This window comes from Magnetococcales bacterium (genome assembly GCA_015228935.1).
Taxonomy (GTDB): Bacteria; Pseudomonadota; Magnetococcia; order Magnetococcales; family DC0425bin3; genus HA3dbin3.
The window spans coordinates 1-16,530 of sequence record JADGCO010000089.1 but is presented as its reverse complement, the minus strand read 5'-3'; the positions used below and the strand labels follow the sequence as shown (position 1 = coordinate 16,530).

The following is a 16,530-nucleotide window of genomic DNA, read 5'->3' as shown; positions in this document are numbered from 1 at the left end:
CCTCCTGGACCTCCATCCCAGTTTTTCATTCGTTTTTTTGAAATTAACAAGTTATTAGACAGCCTCTGACCGGCCCTTGCAGTCGTCCCGGATACCGTTTTCCCTGCTTCATACTGGAAAGAAAAAATCCCTTGTGCCATGATGGTTGCATTGAGCCGCTCATTTTTCGAGGAACACACGATGCATCTCATGCCTCCACCGCCATCCCGACCGTTTGTTCTGTTTCAGCAGGCGTTTCAGGATGCCGCTCTCCTGGATGCGCTGACACCCCACCTGGAGGTCATGCGATGGGAGGGGTTGATTCGTGGATGGGATGTTTCAACCAAACTGGATGCAGAGCGAAAATCTCTCTCTTTTTCTCCGGATCTGGTTATTCACCTGGTGCATGCCGATGCAGATGCGACAGAAAATGCACGCCTGCCCGACCGGAATGGGTCTTCCTCTCCAACATGCAGCGCCCAATCGAGCCGGCAGCGTCCTGCTGAATCATCCTTGAAGATCAAGGAGGACAATATTGCCCCCGGGGTAGAAGAAATTCGCCGGTGGATTGCTTCCCGTTTTCCGTTGTTATCACGGGTGCCGGGGTTAGACCCGGATCTGGCGGAAATGGTACCGGATACGGATGAAATTGCCTTTCGCCCGCCGCCCCCGAACAACCTTCCGTTAGCGCAAACATTCATCGGTCGCCATAACGAGTTGGAACTGTTAAGAAATCAATTTCTCTCCGGCACCCTGGCCGTAACCGGTCCCGAGGGAATCGGCAAAACCGCCCTGGCCCTGGAGTTTGCCCACCGCTGCATGCATGATTTCAAGCTGGTCTGGTGGATACGGGGTCATGCCCCCGAATTGATCGAGGAGGATTTGCTCTCCCTGGCCGTTTTGTTGAATTTGCAGCAGGGTTCCATTCAGGAGCAGCAAGCACGTTTGGAGGAGTTTTTTCAGCGCAATTCCCACTGGCTGTTGATCGTCGATGAGGCCTTTTCACCCAAGGATGTCCGGCCTTTGCTGCCCAAGTCCAGAAATGGACGCATTCTGGTGACTTCCTCCCAGGAGAAGCGTTGGCACGGGATGGTGGATGTCCTGTGTCCTTTGCATGCATTCTCGCCCGAAGAAGGGGTGACCTGTCTCTCGCGCAAGATGGGCCGGGATCTGGGGCCGGATGGCGCTGATCTGGTCAACGAGTTACAGGGAAACCCGTTGGAAATATCCCTGGCAGCAGCCTGGATGGTGAACACAAACAGAGATTGTGCCAACCTGCTGACCGCGTTGCACCGGCCACATAAATCCCGTAAATCCTCCCTGGAACGCCTGGGATGGCTTGCTCTGCAAGAGCTGGAAGTGAGTTCTCCCCTGGCAGCTAAACTTTTGGAGGTACTGGTATTTTTTGAAACGGACATTCCCCTGTCAGTCCTGATCGCCGAGCAGACCTCGATACCCGGGGTTTCAAAGGAGTTGCCTTTGCAAATTGAGAGTTGGCAGCATGCTGTCCAGGTGCTGGTCAATCTTGACCTGGTCCAAATCCATGAAGCCTTGTTGCAGGTACACCCCGGTATTCGAGCCTTGGTTTTGGAGACACTTTCCGAACGTCAACAACGATCACGGGCCGCAGCAGCTTTGCACCTGATCGACCGGAATTTTGCCTGGCGATGCACCGCTCGTGAAGCGTGGCGACGCCCGGGTCATCTGGTACCCCTGGCGGCGGTGACGGCCTTGCGGGCCAGTCACTGGGGGGTGGAAGCGGAAACCATTGCCCAGATTCTCAATCAGGCGGGTGTTTTTTATCATGGCTGGGAAAATTACAATCGAGCCATGGAGTTATTACAGTATGCCATGTCCCTGGTGGAAAAAGCCTATGGCCCGGACCATCCGGCCATCGCCTCCTGTGCCAACAATCTGGGAGCCGTTCTGGAGGATATGGGAGATTTGCGCGGAGCCAGACTTCTCCTGGAACGTGCCCTGCGCATCGATGAAACTTTTTATGGCGCAACCCATACCAACGTCGCGATCAATGCCAGCAATCTGGCCGCAGTTCTCCTGAACCTGGGGGAAACGGATCGTGCCGTGGAACTCTTCAAGCAGGCACTGCACATCCATACCCTGCATCAAGGTGCTGATCATCCAGATCTGGCATGCCATTTTCATAATCTTGGACAGGTGTACCGACGCATGGAGGCATGGGATCAGGCACGGGATCTACTTGAGCGTGCTGTCAAGGCGTATCGCGCCGGCCTGGGACCCGATCATCCAGATACCCGACTTTGCCAGGAAGACCTGGCCAATTTGCCATAAAGCATGACGATGCAGCATGAATGAAAATCTCCATTGCCGGTCAACAGGATCGGTGTCAGCATGGCCACTCTGGTCATGCTGTCGAACCTTGACCGTCAACCATGAACTGACTCAACTGTCAAACAGATACGGACCCTACGCGATGAAACACCTTGTCAGATGGTTGCCATGCATGAAAATCCTGGAAGGATGTCGTTCATGAACAGCGTCAATTGGGAGGAAACCAGAAGAGAGTGGTTCCAGGAAATGACGAAACTGGGCATTGAACGGTTTGATCAGGCCCATGAGCATTTGATGGATTTGATCCTTGAGATCAATCGGGCCCTGACCGGGTTGTCCGCTCCGGAAGCCGGGGAAGAGGGGTGGCTCATCCTGCTGAATCTGGCCAAACAGCTTGAAATTTATGGGTGTGGCCTGTTTGCCAGTGAAGAGGAATCCATGCGTGAAGAGCGCTATCCGGAACTGCGCCAGCACAAAATGGCCCATCAAAAACTGTCGGCAAATTTGACCCGGTTTCGCCGGCGGGTGGCAGTCAAGGATCTGGTTTACTGCCAAAATACGGCCATGGAACTGAAAAATGCCCTTTTTGACCATATCCGGCAACTCGATGTCAACTATGTGCCTTTCTTTCGACATCGGGAACGTCCCCACCTGGGACCTTATTTTTGAACGCAAAATGACATCATTGATTCAAATTTATGCATCGATCCGGCTCATTTTTTCTGCGCAATGACCAGGATGTTATTGCAAAACTGGGGTAGGCGGTCGGCCAGCCACTCGGACATTTTTCGCAAAGGCGTTGAGAATAACAGTCGCTGTGGCAGAAATGAAATTCCACGCACGGCGATTATATGGAATCCTTTTTCCGTCAGATGGGTCATCAGATTGGCCTTGTTGTAGAGACGGACGTGATAGTTGACAATACGATATTCAAGGGCGTTGGGGTAGATGCCCAGGGGCGTTGTGATGCGGTTGCGCAGACTGTTGATGTTGGGTGTGGTGAGAATCAGGTAACCGCCCGGTTTCAGGTACCGGTGGCAATTCTCCAAAAACCGGTCTGTATCCACAATATGTTCCAAGACTTCCAGGGCGGAGAGAAAGTCAAACTGCCGTTGATCCAGATGAAAATCAAATTCAAGATCCCGTTGCAGGTATTCCCATGTTCCCGGTGGTTGGTACATGAGATCCTTGTCAGCCTCATTCCAATCGTCAAGGCCGGTGATGTGGACGGGAAAGCGTTCCAAGACAAAATAGATGAACATCAGATAACTGCACCCTGCATCGAGCCATGTCTGTCCGGCTGAGACCCGGGTGACCTGCGCCAGAATATCCAGGGTACGGGTAAACCGATAGTAAGGCTCTTCCCAGGAATGGCGACTTTTCAGAATGGCCAGGTCGGTGTTGCAAACCGGGGCATTGCGTTGCACCTGGGCCGGTGGATGCGGCAGGCTCGGATTGCGTTGCGCCTGGGAGGCCAGGTTGCGGCTGTAATGACGGGCAAAGGCTTCCAAAACGGGTACCGGGGTGGCCGGATTGGCGGCGACACAGGCCTGGATGGTCCGGTCGGCATGCCGGGAAAGAATTTCAAGTACCCGGGGTGGCGTCAGCGCTGACTGCGCGATGCACCGGGCGGCCTGATGATGAAAATGAGCCAAAAACAACAAGTCCATGGGATCCAGATGGGGAACCCAGGCCGGGTCGAAAACCAGCTCTCGCTCCTGCCAAGTGTGTCGTTGTGTTGAGATCCAGTGGGCACACTCTTGGGCATTGTTGAAACGAATGGGGTCCATGCGACTTCCGATTTCTGGCTGCATTGTTGTGGTCAATCCAGGATAAAACACTCCGGAATCGGCTGCACCGCTGCGCGGTCAATCCGGAGCGAAATACTCCGGGATCGGCGGTGCCTGGGATGGTTTCTGGTCTTCCTTGCGTAATAGACAATTGCCAACCACCAGAGTTTCGATATGGGTGCGCATGAATCTCTGAAAAGCATCTTCGGGTGTGCAGACAATCGGTTCACCGCGCACATTGAAACTTGTGTTGACCAGGACCGGGCAACCGGTTCTCGCCTTGAAGTGGGACAAGAGGGCATGATAACGCGGATTGGTCTCCCGGTGGACAGTCTGGATGCGGGCTGAATAATCGACGTGGGTGACAGCGGGAATCGTGGAACGAGGCAGTTTGAGTTTTTCAATGCCGAACAATTGGTCAGCGGCGGCGGTTTTGGGAAGGCGCTGGTGGGCAGCCACTTCGTCCACGAGCAGCATGTAGGGGCTGTCACCATTCAGATTGAACCAGTCGGCAACATCCTCCCGCAGGATGGAAGGGGCAAAGGGCCGGAATGATTCGCGAAACTTGACCTTGAGGTTGAGTGTGGTCTGCATGGACGGCGAGCGGGGGTCGCCCAGAATGGATCGATTGCCCAAGGCACGCGGACCAAACTCCATGCGACCCTGAAACCAGCCCAAGGCCTTGCCCGCCGCCAAGTCGGTGACACTCGCCTCCAGGAGGTCGGGGTCGGAGAGGGTGTGAAAGACGGCACCTTCGGCTGTCAGACGTTGCTCGATGTCACTTCGGGAAAAATCCGGTCCGAGATAACTCCCCTGCATGGCATCCGTCTCTCCCTGCACAAGCCGGGTTTGACCCTGGAATCCATAGTAGGCCCCCAGGGCAGCACCCAGTGCGCCCCCGGCATCACCGGATGCCGGCTGGATCCAGATCGCCTCGAACTGTCCATCCTGCAACACCTTGCCATTGGCCACGCAATTGAGGGCCACACCACCTGCCAGGCACAAATTTTTCTGACCGGTTTCCCGACCCAACGCCCGGGTCAAACGCAACAAGGCCTCTTCGATCACCACCTGTACCGAGGTGGCCAGATCCATGTGGCGTTGTTCCAGGGGATCATCCGGATCCCGGGGGGGACCGCCAAACAGTTGGGCAAATTTGGCGTTGGTCATGGTCAAACCGGTGCAATAATCGAAATAATCCATGTTCAGGCGAAAGGAGCCGTCGGCTTTCAGGTCCAGCAGATGCTCGAATATTTTTGCGGCATAGCGTGGCTCTCCGTAGGGAGCCAGCCCCATGACCTTGTATTCCCCGGAATTGACGCGAAAGCCGGTATAATAGGTAAACGCCGAGTAGAGAAGCCCCAGCGAGTGGGGGAAATGGATTTCCTTGAATATTTCCAGACGGTTACCATTGCCGATAGCGGCAGACGTGGTGGTCCATTCGCCGACCCCATCCATGGTCAACACCAGGGCGGATCGAAAAGGGGACGGATAGAAGGCACTGGCCGCATGGCTTTGATGATGCTCCAGAAACAGCAGCCGTTCTTCCGGAAAGGGTTGACCACCCAGTTCGGTGAGGTGATGGGTCAGCACTCTTTTCTGGAAAAGCTTTTCCTTGATCCAGACGGGCATGGAGGCAAGAAAGGACTTGAAGCCCCGGGGAGCAAAGGTCAGATAGGTTTCCAGCAGACGCTCGAATTTCAGAAAGGGCTTGTCATAAAATGCAACATAATCGACATCTTTCAGGGTCACCCCTTCCCGGGCCAGGCAGAACTCGACGGCGTGGCGGGGAAATTCCGGGTCATGTTTTTTGCGGGTAAAACGTTCCTCCTGGGCCGCAGCGACGATGCTGCCGTCTCGGACCAAGGCAGCGGCACTGTCGTGATAGAAGGCGGAGATACCGAGTATCCGCATGAATTCTCCCCCAAATAGTCGAAAGACAGAGCGGATCCGACTGTCATTGGCAGACAGGGCGAACCCGGCGGTCATTGGCAGACGGAGCGAATCCGGCTGTCAATGGAAGGCATGGAAACCGGCGATCAAGAAGTGAATCCAGATCTCAATAGATGGAAACCGGTGATCAGGAGTGAATCCAGATGTCAATAGAAAGTACGGCAACCGGGATCATTGGCAAGCACGGACATCGGCTGTCAATAGAGCGTATAGATGAATGGTGCCAACACGGACCCCTGACTGAAAACAAGAAGGGCACCAAACAGCCCCATCAGAACGATCACCGGGAGGAGCCAGAATTTTTTTCGTACCCGCAGGAAAGCCCAGAATTCGGCAAAAAAGGACATGTTGATTTCTCCCGGGAGCCTGATTTTGTTTGTTCACGAAGACCAGGTTTAAAATTGATGTCTGCAACTCTCCGGTTCCGGACCCGGAGGTGTACGAACGATCCAGTAGCTGGGGACATTTCTATCGATTCGGAGCCGCAGTCCATCCTTGCCGGCCAGGCGCATGGCCAGACTGATGGGGGTGATGACCACGAAAAACAGAATGCCCATGATGAGGGGATTCATGACGCGGTGCAACAGTTCGCCGAATGCCAGCCAGAGGCGATTCAGAGGATGCAGCAAGTGCGGGGCGATGAGCGCGATGACCAGCAACAAACCGCCTGCAATCAGGAAAAACATGCGCGGTGCATGACCCTGTTGCATGGGCCACAGGCCGAGGATACCGAACAGGAGAGCAAATACGAGACCAAACGCTCTGTCCGTGCCGGTTTTATTGGAAAGGGTCATGGCGGAATCCCTGTCAAGTCACACAAGAGAAATCAGTATGTTTCTGCCAGAATCACGGTGAGAATGTCAATCATCTGGTCGATGGAGGCGCGGGCGACATTCAGGGCCGGCATGAAGCGGAGTGAGTCCACACGGGGCGAATTGAGCAACAGATGCCGCGCCAGGGCCTTTTCGGAAACCTGAGTGCCGATTGGTTTTTTCAGGTCCAGGGCCAAAAGCAGCCCCCGGCCACGCACGGGTCCGAGACCGTGTTTTGCAGAAATTTTTTCCAGACACTGCCGTAAATGCATTCCATGGGCATTGACCTGGGCCAGAAAGCCGGGTTGCCGGATTTCATCCATGACGGCCAGCCCCGCAGCCGTCATGAGGGAGTTGCCATTGAAGGTGCCACCCTGGTCGCCATGTTCGAAACAGGTCACCTCTTCCCGGGCCAGCAGGGCGGCCAGGGGAACACCACCCCCCATGCCCTTGCCGAGGGTCATGATGTCGGGTTGAATGTCGGCATGTTCGTAGGCAAACAGGCTTCCGGTACGACCCATGCCGGTCTGGACCTCGTCCACGATCAGGAGGAGGTTTTCTTTTTTGGTAAAGTCGCGCAGTTCGCGCAGAAAATCGTCCGCAGCCGGGAGAACGCCTGCCTCCCCCTGGATGGGTTCCAGCATGATGGCGACGGTTTTGGGGGTACAGGCCTGCCGCACGCTCTCCATGTCGTTCAAGGTGGCCTTGCGAAAACCGGGAACCTTGGGTTCGAACAAATTTTGCCATTGCGGTTTGCCCGAAGCCGACATGGTGGCCAGGGTACGGCCATGAAAGCCATGGTCGAAAGTGATGATTTCAAAGGCACCGTCGCGGTGCAATCCACCCCATTTGCGGGCCAGCTTGATGGCCCCTTCGTTGGCCTCGGCACCGCTGTTGCAGAAAAATACCCGATCAAAGCAGCTATGACTTGTCAGACGGTCAGCCAGGGCGAGGGCTGACTCGTTGAAATAGGCCGGACTGCAATTGATCAGCGTGGCAGCCTGGCGGCTGATGGCAGCCACCACAGTTGGTGGACAGTGGCCAAGGGCATTGACGGCCCAACCCTGAATGAAATCCAGATAGCGATTGCCATCCTGATCCAACAGCCAGTCCCCCTCTCCTCCGACAAACGTGATTGCCGGACGCCGAGTGATTTCCATGAGAGCGCGAAATTTGTCCTGAGTGTCCACCATGCTGTTTTCTCCAGACCGTTTTTGACCAGCCTTCACGGAAGGCTTTTTTCCGTGTATTGTGAACGGAAGGCACCTTTTTTTCCAGGTTTGTATCGACAATATTTTTTCACGACATGCGGGCTGAACCCCGGGTGATGTGAAAAAATGTTGGCAAAGTGGGCAATCACAGTGCAACAATCGCATGGTTTGGTTCAATTCGATATCTGTCAGGAGGCAAGATGTGCAGGTCCCATTCAGTATCCCGGCTGATCATCGCTGCTGTTGTTTCCGCAGCTTTTCTTGGCGTGCCGACCGCTCCTGCTCAGGCGGAAGACGCTGTCCCGACATATGAGCAGGGCTTCGACAATCGACAGGATGCTCGTCCTCAAAAGAAGAAAAAAAAGAAAAAACACGCCGTCAAAAAATCCAAGAAATGCGCAAAAGTCAAAAAAAGCGGCAAAAAAGCCAAACTCAAGGTCAGGGTTAAAGTCAATAAGCCGGTAATTCCCCCACCCATGTAGGAAGATTCCTCCACCCGCACAGGTCGGTTTTTCGAACAATCCCGGGGTGGAGGATTCCGGATGGATCGGGTTTGGACTGGTGGAGATGGCCTGAGCAGGTCATCTCCGTTCCTTGGTTCCCGGTGTCCGGCTTGATGGACAGGGCCGATTTTTGTGCCGGATTCCGGTAGCGGGAGTTGAATTTGTCATGAGCCCCAGAACAAACAATGCGCTCCCAATTGGTACCAGACTTCTTCAATATCAGATCACAGGAGTTCTTGGACAGGGGGGGTTTGGTATCACGTATCTGGCTCAGGATGTCAACCTGGACCATCAGGTGGCCATCAAGGAGTTTTTGCCCGGGCAGATCGCTGCCCGTCAGGATGACGCCACCGTCCAACCCAATGCCGATGAAAACCGGGAGCTTTTTGCCCTTTTGCTGCAACGTTTTCTTCAGGAAGCCCGTACCCTGGCCCAGTTGAAACACCCCAATATCATTCGGGTCTATAATTATTTTGAAGCCAACAACACAGCCTGTTTTGTCATGGAGTACGAGGAAGGCATGGATCTTCTGGCCTTCCTGGGCAAACGGTCGGAAAAGCTCAGGGAAGAGGAGATCATGGACCTTCTCAATCCGTTGTTGGATGGTTTGCAGTTGTTGCACAGCAAAGGATTTGTGCATCGGGATATCAAACCGGCGAATATTTTTATTCGTCTGGATGGGTCACCCGTTTTATTGGATTTTGGGGCCACCAGAAACGTGGCGGACAATCGGCAATTGACCGTCATTGCCACACCGGATTTTGCCCCTCCAGAACAATTCGATCATGAGGGACAGCAAGGTCCCTGGACCGATATTTTTGCCCTGGCCGGTGTATTGTACCTGATGGTGGCGCAAAGCAAACCGGCCCGGGCGGCCCAGCGAATGCAATCCTGGGTCAACCAGCAGAAAGATACCTTGCGACCAGCGCTCGAAGTCGGTCGGGGCCAGTATTCAGAGTCATTCCTGAATGCGATTGATCGGGGGTTGCAACTCCGGGAACGGGACCGGCCACAATCCATTGCCGAGTGGCGGAACTTGTTCTCGGATCCGGACAAAACGGTCATTCTCTCTTCACCGACCATGATCCCACTCTCCAGGTCCCAGGGTTCTCCCGGAGAAGGTTTCTCATCCACCCGGCAAGAGGTTTCAAGTGACTTAACCTCCAAACCGACGCAAGGCAAAAAATCTTCTCTTGGATTTCGGTTGTTGATTGGATTGTTGCTTATGGTCCTGGCGGGAGTTGGCGGTTTCTATTCGTACAAGATTGGACTTCTGGATTACGATACCGAAAAAGTATTTGAATCTCCCAAAAAATCAGATGCAAGAGCCTCTCAGACTGCTGACGATAAATCCGAGTCTCACCAAAAGTCGCCTGACAAGACACATCCTGTCACCGGAGAAAAATCCAGGCCGTTCCAAAAATCACTCGACAATGCACGTCCGGTTGCCCAGGATCAAGCGCTTCCGGTTGCCAGTGAAAAATCCGGGGCGATCCAAAAATCGCTCGATGTTGCTCGTCCGGTTGTCCAGGATCAAACGCTTCCGGTTACCGATGAAAAATCCGGGGCGATCCAAAAATCGCTCGATGTTGCTCGTCCGGTAGTCCAGGATCAAACGCCTCCGGTTGCCGATGAAAAATCCAGACCTGTTCAAAATTCGCCAGAAAAAATACTGCCGGTTACTGAAGAGAAGCCTGGGTCGTCTCAAAAACCCTCAGAGGCTTTACCCAATACAGCATCTTTGTCAACTCCTGTTGCCGACCGGGAGATTCATTCAATCCTGGTGGAAGTGGTGGGCAGTGGCAATGCCTTGTCAGCCGGAGACAAATCGCACCTTTCCGCACTGGAGAGTGCCAAACAACGGGCCATGGAGTTGGCCAGACAGCAGATCGTCAGTCGTTGCAGTCGGGATGGTCAGGCCATCTCTTTTCGGATTGTGCCTTCGGACAATGGTGAAGAAGTGGCTGTTCTCGATCAACAGCCTTGGACGCAAGCAGATAAAACGGGGGTGCGAATCCGGGCTGAAATCCGGTATGCCGTCAATCTGGCCCCGGACAACCCCCGCATCCTTGCAGACCCGACCTTGCCCCTGACTGTCAGGGTCTGGACCGAACAGAAGGCATACCGGCGCGGTGAAGAGATCCGGGTGCATCTCCGTGGCAATCGGGATTTTCATGCCAGGGTGGTGGATTTGACCAACGAAGGTCAGATCATTCAACTCCTGCCCAATGCCCTGCGTGGCCGGGACAATGTTCGTTTCCAGGGTGGTGTGACCCACACCCTTCCCGACCCGGCCCAAGGGGACAAGTTCAACATGCGGGTACAGCCTCCTTATGGCAAGGATACGTTCATGGTTTTTGCCAGCGATGCCGAGTTGGGTCAGCCGCAACTGGAAAAGCTCGGTCCGGTGTTGATGCTTTTCAAGGGAAACCTGTCGGGATTGACCCGGAAAGTGCGCGAAATCACGGCCCGCATCGACAGAAGCCAGGATGAACCGCCCACAGTCAACGAGTTTGTGGAGAGTCATTGGAGCGTGTGGACCAAAGAGTAGTGGAGCAACCGATCCGAATTGACATGTTCACTTTTTTTACGGTTTCGCCACTCCCGGAACGTCGGTTTCGCTACACCTGGAACATCAAGAATTTGGGCACGTCAAATCGGCACAGACGGTCCGGCGGGTAACCCGGCCAGAATATCCCGATAAAGAGCGGTCATGCTTGTTCCGACTGCGTCCCATGTAAACCGTTCCTGGACGGCACGTTGGCCGTTACGTCCATGATTTTTGCCGGCTTCCGGATGATCCAGCATGTAACGGAGTTGTTCGGCCAGGGTGGTGGGGTCGCCGGAGTTGACCATCCCACACGCCGTTTCAGAGACCGTGCGGGCCAGTCCCACCTCGGCAGTGACCACCACTGGACATCCCATTTGCATGGCTTCCAGGACGACGTTGCCAAAATTTTCCGAATAGGAGGTCAAGGCCAGAACTCTGGCCTGTTGCAGAAGGCCCCATTTTTGTTGTTCATCCACCGCCCCGATAAAGTGGACCCGATCTGTCAGGTTCAATTGGGCGATCAATTGTTCCAGATGCTGCCGATAGCCATCCTCATCATTGCCGGCCACCACCAGAACCCCCTGGGCAACAGCAGGCAAGGCCCGGATGAGGCGATCCAGACCTTTTTTCCAATTGACCCGGCCCAGAAATAAAATAAAGCCCCGTTCTGCTTCCAACACGGCCTGAGGCAGGTTGAGAGGCAAGGCCTTGCCGGACAGATCCGGTGGATCAAGGCCATTGGGAATGACATGAACCGGTGCGGTCTCGATGCCCAATTGTTCCAGGTCTTCCTGTTCGCGGGTGGCGGTCAGATGCAGGGCAGCGGCATGGACCAGGGTATGTTGTTCTACCATGCGGATCCAGAGTGTCTTGGCCAAGCGACTGCGCCGCCGGATCAACTCCGGAACCAGCATACCTCGGGGTGAGACAATGTAGGGTTTGCCACTTCGTTCGGCCAGACGTGCCCCCACCCAGGTTGACCAGAGGAAAACCCCGTGCAGATGGACCAGATCAAAACCGGATAGATGGTCCCGCAAGGCAACCCGCAATCCTGGATACCGGTAGAGACGACGCGGCCAACCCGGACGGTCATAACGCACCATGACCCCGTCCAGATTGACCGGTTGACACAAGGGTACGTTCAGTTCACCAGGCCCATCCAGACTGGAGGTAAATACATGGACCTCATGTCCCAATCGCACGAGACTCCGACACAAGCCATGAATGGAACGAATCGGTCCGCCGTAGCGCCAGGCCGGAACATAGGTAGGCACCACGTGCAAAATGCGCAATCGACGGAATTCATGCATCAAAACGTCTCGGTATTCATATCTCACCCGCAAATGTGTCAGGGACGGGCATATGCTGGTTCCTTATCGGGTCCGGGCTGTCATGGCGGCTGGGTTGGCCAGCAGGTCGAGCAGGGCTGCGTTCCAACCATTCAGGATCACCTGGCGACTGAAATGTTGCTGGTAGACGGCAAAGGCATTGCGTTGCCAATGGTGCAGGAGTTCCGGATGGCGGGCCATATCCTGTAAGCGGGAGGCAACCTGGTCGATTTGTTGAGGATCCACCCGCAGGCCAACATCAAAATCCTGGATCCATTGACCGATGGCGGATTTTTCCGAACCGGCATACAGGAGCGGGCGCCCGGTTGCCAGGGATCCAAAAAATTTGGAAGGAACAACAATCCCATCCCAATCGGGACGCAGACTCAACAGGTGGATATCGGCTGCCGCAAGGCGTTGTGCCAACTCGGCCTCGCTGGCAAAAGGGGCAAAGGCAATATTGGTATCGTCGGGTGTGACGGCGGCCTGAAGGGCGGCCAGGCGATTGCCCCGGCAGGCAAAGGCCAAACGAATTTCAGGATGGGTGTAACGCAAGCGGCGCATCAGTTCGAGGAACAACTCAAAATCATGGGCGCGGCCCATACTGCCGGAATAGAGCAGGCCCAACCGACAGTTTTCCCCGAACAATCGGGTTCGGACAGCGGGGTCAGGACGATCCATCTCAAGGGGTTCCACCAAGGCCCACGGGGTCAAGGTGATGGGTTTGCCGCGTTGGGTGTAGGCATGCAGACGGTGCCGCATGCAGGGACCGATATCCACCACGAGATCGATCAGACGATACAGAGGTCCAATCAGGTGGCGGGTCATCATGGCCATGCCAGCCAACAAACTGCCCGGTTGATCGGCAGCAATGGCCTCCGGATAAAGGTCAAAACACCACCAGGCAATCCGGGTGCGCGGCGCAACCAGTTTGAGCAGTGGAAAGAGCAGTTGGGAAAATTGTGGATCGGTACCGATCAAAAAAATGTCTGGTTTGGGTGTCCGCAGGACCCGCCACGTCCAGCCGAACATCATCCAGATGGCGTTCAGAAGGCGCAAAAAATAACCTCCTTGTTCAAGCCCAAACCGGGAAGTCCGGATGATGTGAACCCCTTCCCAGACTTCACTGGCCGGCTCGATTCGCTGGTTTGGATCATGCCACAGGCGGTTGCTCGTATGCGCCGTAACCTGCCAACCCCGTGCCGACAATTCCCTGGCCAGATCGCTGAACAGCCGGGCACTGACCACGTCATCGGGATGAAAAAAATGGTAGAACAGAACGACCCTGCCCGGGGATGGAGTGGCACGATTTTCTTCAGGATGCATGGTCAACTCGGCGCTGCTCTGATGAAAAGAAAAACCGGCAAAATCATGCGGTACTCTACTCCCATGTGTCGAACCTGGTCAATACGGTTGTGATAACGAGGTTCGCCATTACATCATACAAGATGCTGAAATAAAACATTTTTTTATTTCTCCGCATAAATCATGTGAATGAATTTTTAAAATCCGGCATCAACATACGAAGCAGTGCAGGAAAACAGTCGGGGAAATCAACCTGTTTTGTAAAGTAGCTGGTCAGGTCATCAAAAAATACCACCAACCCTATCAGGTGGATGGTTCGAGCTGAACTGATCACAAAAACAATATAATTCTGGATTCAACAAGCAGGGGTCACGGTAAAGTTCACGAAAAACCTTGTAAATGGGATCTCTTGAGAACATACTGATGACTAAGTTTACCTCGGCAACAATTTCAAAACCATGAGGATACTTTGTCAGTTTCGAATAAAACGTTAAAGTACAGACCGGAAATTGACGGACTGCGTGCCATTTCAATTCTCCCTGTCATATTTTTCCATGCTGGATTTAATTGGGCCAGCGGTGGTTTTATCGGCGTTGATATATTTTTTTTGATCAGCGGTTATCTTATAACATCGATGATCATACATGAAGCACAAGCCGGAAATTTTTCTCTGGCAAATTTTTACGAAAGACGCGCTCGCAGAATTCTCCCGGCACTGTTTACGGTTTTACTGGCATGTATGATTCCATCATGGATGATACACCCGGACCAATTTCTTGTATTCAGCGATAGTTTGATTTCTGTTGTCACTTTTTCGTCAAACATATTTTTTTATTTTAGGTCGGGAGGATATTTTTGGCCTCCAGGTGACGAATACCCTTTACTTCATACATGGAGTTTGGCGGTTGAGGAGCAATTTTATGTTCTGTTTCCCGCATTTATTATCATAGCATGGAAGTTTACTAAAAATATCAGAAAGATTGCAATATTTATCTTTTTTATTTTATTAATATCAATAACACTGTCTGAATATTTATCAGGAACCCATCCAAAGATAAACTTCTATTTACTACCATCAAGATCATGGGAATTATTGTCAGGTTCAATACTGGCAATTATTAAAAATAATGTGCAAAACCGTATTTCTGATACAAATAAAAGTATATTTGATTTTATCGGATTTATATTAATGATCACGGCAATAGCCTTGATCGATTCAACCCATAATTCTCCAAATGCATTAACAGCACTGCCATTATTTGGAGCATCCACGATTATATTATTTTCCAGCCAGGAAACTTTTATCGGGAAATTATTATCTAATAAACTTATGGTCAAAATCGGATTGATTTCATACTCGTTATATCTGTGGCACTAGCCTTTATTTGCTTTTGCAAGAATGTTTATCATAAACACAGTCAGTCATTATATCTATTATATATTAATTACGATTAATTTTATAATTTCTTATTTGACATGGAAATATATTGAAACACCATTCAGAAATAAAAATATTGTTTCCAAAAAATCAATCATATTGTACAGCTTGATATTGAGTTTTATATTTATAACAATCGGCAGTTATGTTCGTTATTATAGCAGAAACGATTCCTCCGAAATAAAAATATTCAAGGAACGCATACCAGTTGCTTACCGCGATTTTCTTTTTTCCTATCAAGACCATAACAATAAAAAATATCAATGCAACCCGGACGGCGGGTGCATGATTGGTAATACAAAAAAGAATCCTGAAATTGTTTTATGGGGGGACAGCCATGCTGGAATGCTTCGGGAAAGCATGGATAACACATTGACTATTTTAAATAAATCTGCATTATTCTACACTTTTCCTGGATGCCCTCCTTCACTCAACATAAAAGCAATTCACGATTTTAAAAACAACTGCCACCGCTCTAATAAAATCATATTGGAAAATATAATTGCATCAAAAACAATAAAAACGGTAATTCTTGCCGCAAGATACGTGCAATATCTTGAAGGAACCTCTTTTGATAATCAAGAAGGAGGTATTGAAACAAATAAATGGCATGTAAAATTTAGACCTATTAGCGGTAATTTTTCTGAAGATGAACGCAAGAAACAGGTTGGCAAGTCATATCTGGACATTATAAACAAACTATTAAATGCAGATAAAAAAATAATTCTAATTTACCCTATTCCCGAAGTTGGGTATCATGTAGCCCACACACTTTACAAAATTATTATGTACAATCATCAAGACAAACTTCTCCCTCTCACAACAAGCTATAATGTTTACAATAACAGGACAACAACAATTCGTAAATTGTTTGATCCTATAGATAATAATAACATAATAAGAATTTATCCCTCACAAATATTTTGCAATAGCTTTATGAAAGATAGATGCATAACTCACGACAATAACTTAATATTCTATGTTGACGAACAACATTTAACAATTCACGGTGCCAATCTTGTTACAAATGAATTGGCAAAATATTTATATTAACGAGTCGGCCATGATCATCGTTTCGGCCATTTGGAAACAGTTTTGGAAACAATTTTTGGTTGGGTGGTTCTCGCCCCAAACCCCACCAGGACTCTGTCCTGGACCTGTCCGGTCGCCAGAGCCCCCTGGACCCCGTTTTCGCCAAGCCCCTGCCCATGGCCAAAACGATGATTAAGGCCTTAGAGGCTGTCCATTAACCCTCGGATAAAAAAATTGGGAAGAAAGATTATATTGGGGCTTAAGCCCCAAACCCCGCCAGGAGGAAGGGCACAGCCCTTCCTCCTGGACCTCCATCCC

13 protein-coding genes are annotated in these 16,530 nt (G+C 51.8%); 6 read left to right on the top strand and 7 right to left on the bottom strand.

The window, feature by feature from the left end; genetic code table 11:
• Positions 1–180: 180 nt before the first annotated feature.
• Both HQL65_16535 and HQL65_16530 read left to right on the top strand, forming a co-directional pair.
• Entirely contained in the window at positions 181–2,289 is a 2,109-nt protein-coding gene (locus HQL65_16535; protein MBF0137839.1) for a tetratricopeptide repeat protein, read from the top strand.
• Positions 2,290–2,487: 198 nt separating this feature from the next.
• A complete protein-coding gene (locus tag HQL65_16530; GenBank protein MBF0137838.1) occupies positions 2,488–2,958 on the top strand; it encodes a hemerythrin domain-containing protein in 471 nt (156 codons plus the stop codon).
• Between the two features lie 44 nt (positions 2,959–3,002).
• Here the strand turns inward: HQL65_16530 and HQL65_16525 are convergent, their stop codons facing one another.
• From HQL65_16525 to HQL65_16505, 5 genes are all read right to left on the bottom strand, one after another.
• Positions 3,003–4,079 carry a methyltransferase domain-containing protein gene (locus tag HQL65_16525; GenBank protein ID MBF0137837.1) on the bottom strand — a complete coding sequence of 359 codons (1,077 nt, stop codon included), beginning with the start codon at positions 4,077–4,079 and terminating at the stop codon, positions 3,003–3,005.
• Positions 4,080–4,157: 78 nt separating this feature from the next.
• A complete protein-coding gene (locus tag HQL65_16520; protein MBF0137836.1) occupies positions 4,158–5,993 on the bottom strand; it encodes a carbamoyltransferase in 1,836 nt (611 codons plus the stop codon).
• Between the two features lie 236 nt (positions 5,994–6,229).
• On the bottom strand, positions 6,230–6,379 hold the full coding sequence (locus tag HQL65_16515; protein ID MBF0137835.1) for a hypothetical protein: 150 nt from the start codon (positions 6,377–6,379) through the stop codon (positions 6,230–6,232).
• A gap of 48 nt (positions 6,380–6,427) precedes the next feature.
• Positions 6,428–6,826 (bottom strand): hypothetical protein, encoded by a 399-nt coding sequence (locus tag HQL65_16510; protein MBF0137834.1) that lies wholly within the window; start codon positions 6,824–6,826, stop codon positions 6,428–6,430.
• Positions 6,827–6,858: 32 nt separating this feature from the next.
• Positions 6,859–8,037 carry an acetylornithine transaminase gene (locus tag HQL65_16505; GenBank protein ID MBF0137833.1) on the bottom strand — a complete coding sequence of 393 codons (1,179 nt, stop codon included), beginning with the start codon at positions 8,035–8,037 and terminating at the stop codon, positions 6,859–6,861.
• 218 nt (positions 8,038–8,255) lie between these two features.
• On the opposite strand from HQL65_16505, the gene HQL65_16500 reads away from it, so the two are divergent.
• Positions 8,256–8,537 (top strand): hypothetical protein, encoded by a 282-nt coding sequence (locus tag HQL65_16500; GenBank protein ID MBF0137832.1) that lies wholly within the window; start codon positions 8,256–8,258, stop codon positions 8,535–8,537.
• A 187-nt stretch (positions 8,538–8,724) separates the two neighbouring features.
• A complete protein-coding gene (locus HQL65_16495; GenBank protein ID MBF0137831.1) occupies positions 8,725–11,109 on the top strand; it encodes a protein kinase in 2,385 nt (794 codons plus the stop codon).
• Between the two features lie 101 nt (positions 11,110–11,210).
• Here HQL65_16495 and HQL65_16490 read toward each other — a convergent pair whose 3' ends face one another.
• The gene (locus tag HQL65_16490) at positions 11,211–12,419 is read right to left on the bottom strand and encodes a glycosyltransferase (protein ID MBF0137830.1); all 1,209 of its coding nucleotides are present in this window, start codon (positions 12,417–12,419) and stop codon (positions 11,211–11,213) included.
• A gap of 63 nt (positions 12,420–12,482) precedes the next feature.
• Positions 12,483–13,769 (bottom strand): glycosyltransferase family 4 protein, encoded by a 1,287-nt coding sequence (locus tag HQL65_16485; GenBank protein MBF0137829.1) that lies wholly within the window; start codon positions 13,767–13,769, stop codon positions 12,483–12,485.
• 442 nt (positions 13,770–14,211) lie between these two features.
• Here HQL65_16485 and HQL65_16480 point away from each other — a divergent pair, with 442 nt between their 5' ends.
• Together HQL65_16480 and HQL65_16475 are read left to right on the top strand one after the other, a co-directional pair.
• Entirely contained in the window at positions 14,212–15,120 is a 909-nt protein-coding gene (locus HQL65_16480; GenBank protein ID MBF0137828.1) for an acyltransferase, read from the top strand.
• A gap of 345 nt (positions 15,121–15,465) precedes the next feature.
• Positions 15,466–16,233: a hypothetical protein gene (locus tag HQL65_16475; protein ID MBF0137827.1), complete on the top strand. Its 768-nt coding sequence runs from the start codon at positions 15,466–15,468 to the stop codon at positions 16,231–16,233.
• The last annotated feature ends 297 nt before the right edge of the window (positions 16,234–16,530 follow it).

Coding starts and splice junctions, on each gene's coding strand:
- HQL65_16535 (MBF0137839.1), top strand. CDS start 181: ATGCATCTCATGCCTCCACCGCCATCCCGACCGTTTGTTCTGTTTCAG.
- HQL65_16530 (MBF0137838.1), top strand. CDS start 2,488: ATGAACAGCGTCAATTGGGAGGAAACCAGAAGAGAGTGGTTCCAGGAA.
- HQL65_16525 (MBF0137837.1), bottom strand. CDS start 4,079: ATGGACCCCATTCGTTTCAACAATGCCCAAGAGTGTGCCCACTGGATC.
- HQL65_16520 (MBF0137836.1), bottom strand. CDS start 5,993: ATGCGGATACTCGGTATCTCCGCCTTCTATCACGACAGTGCCGCTGCC.
- HQL65_16515 (MBF0137835.1), bottom strand. CDS start 6,379: ATGTCCTTTTTTGCCGAATTCTGGGCTTTCCTGCGGGTACGAAAAAAA.
- HQL65_16510 (MBF0137834.1), bottom strand. CDS start 6,826: ATGACCCTTTCCAATAAAACCGGCACGGACAGAGCGTTTGGTCTCGTA.
- HQL65_16505 (MBF0137833.1), bottom strand. CDS start 8,037: ATGGTGGACACTCAGGACAAATTTCGCGCTCTCATGGAAATCACTCGG.
- HQL65_16500 (MBF0137832.1), top strand. CDS start 8,256: ATGTGCAGGTCCCATTCAGTATCCCGGCTGATCATCGCTGCTGTTGTT.
- HQL65_16495 (MBF0137831.1), top strand. CDS start 8,725: ATGAGCCCCAGAACAAACAATGCGCTCCCAATTGGTACCAGACTTCTT.
- HQL65_16490 (MBF0137830.1), bottom strand. CDS start 12,419: ATGCATGAATTCCGTCGATTGCGCATTTTGCACGTGGTGCCTACCTAT.
- HQL65_16475 (MBF0137827.1), top strand. CDS start 15,466: ATGATTGGTAATACAAAAAAGAATCCTGAAATTGTTTTATGGGGGGAC.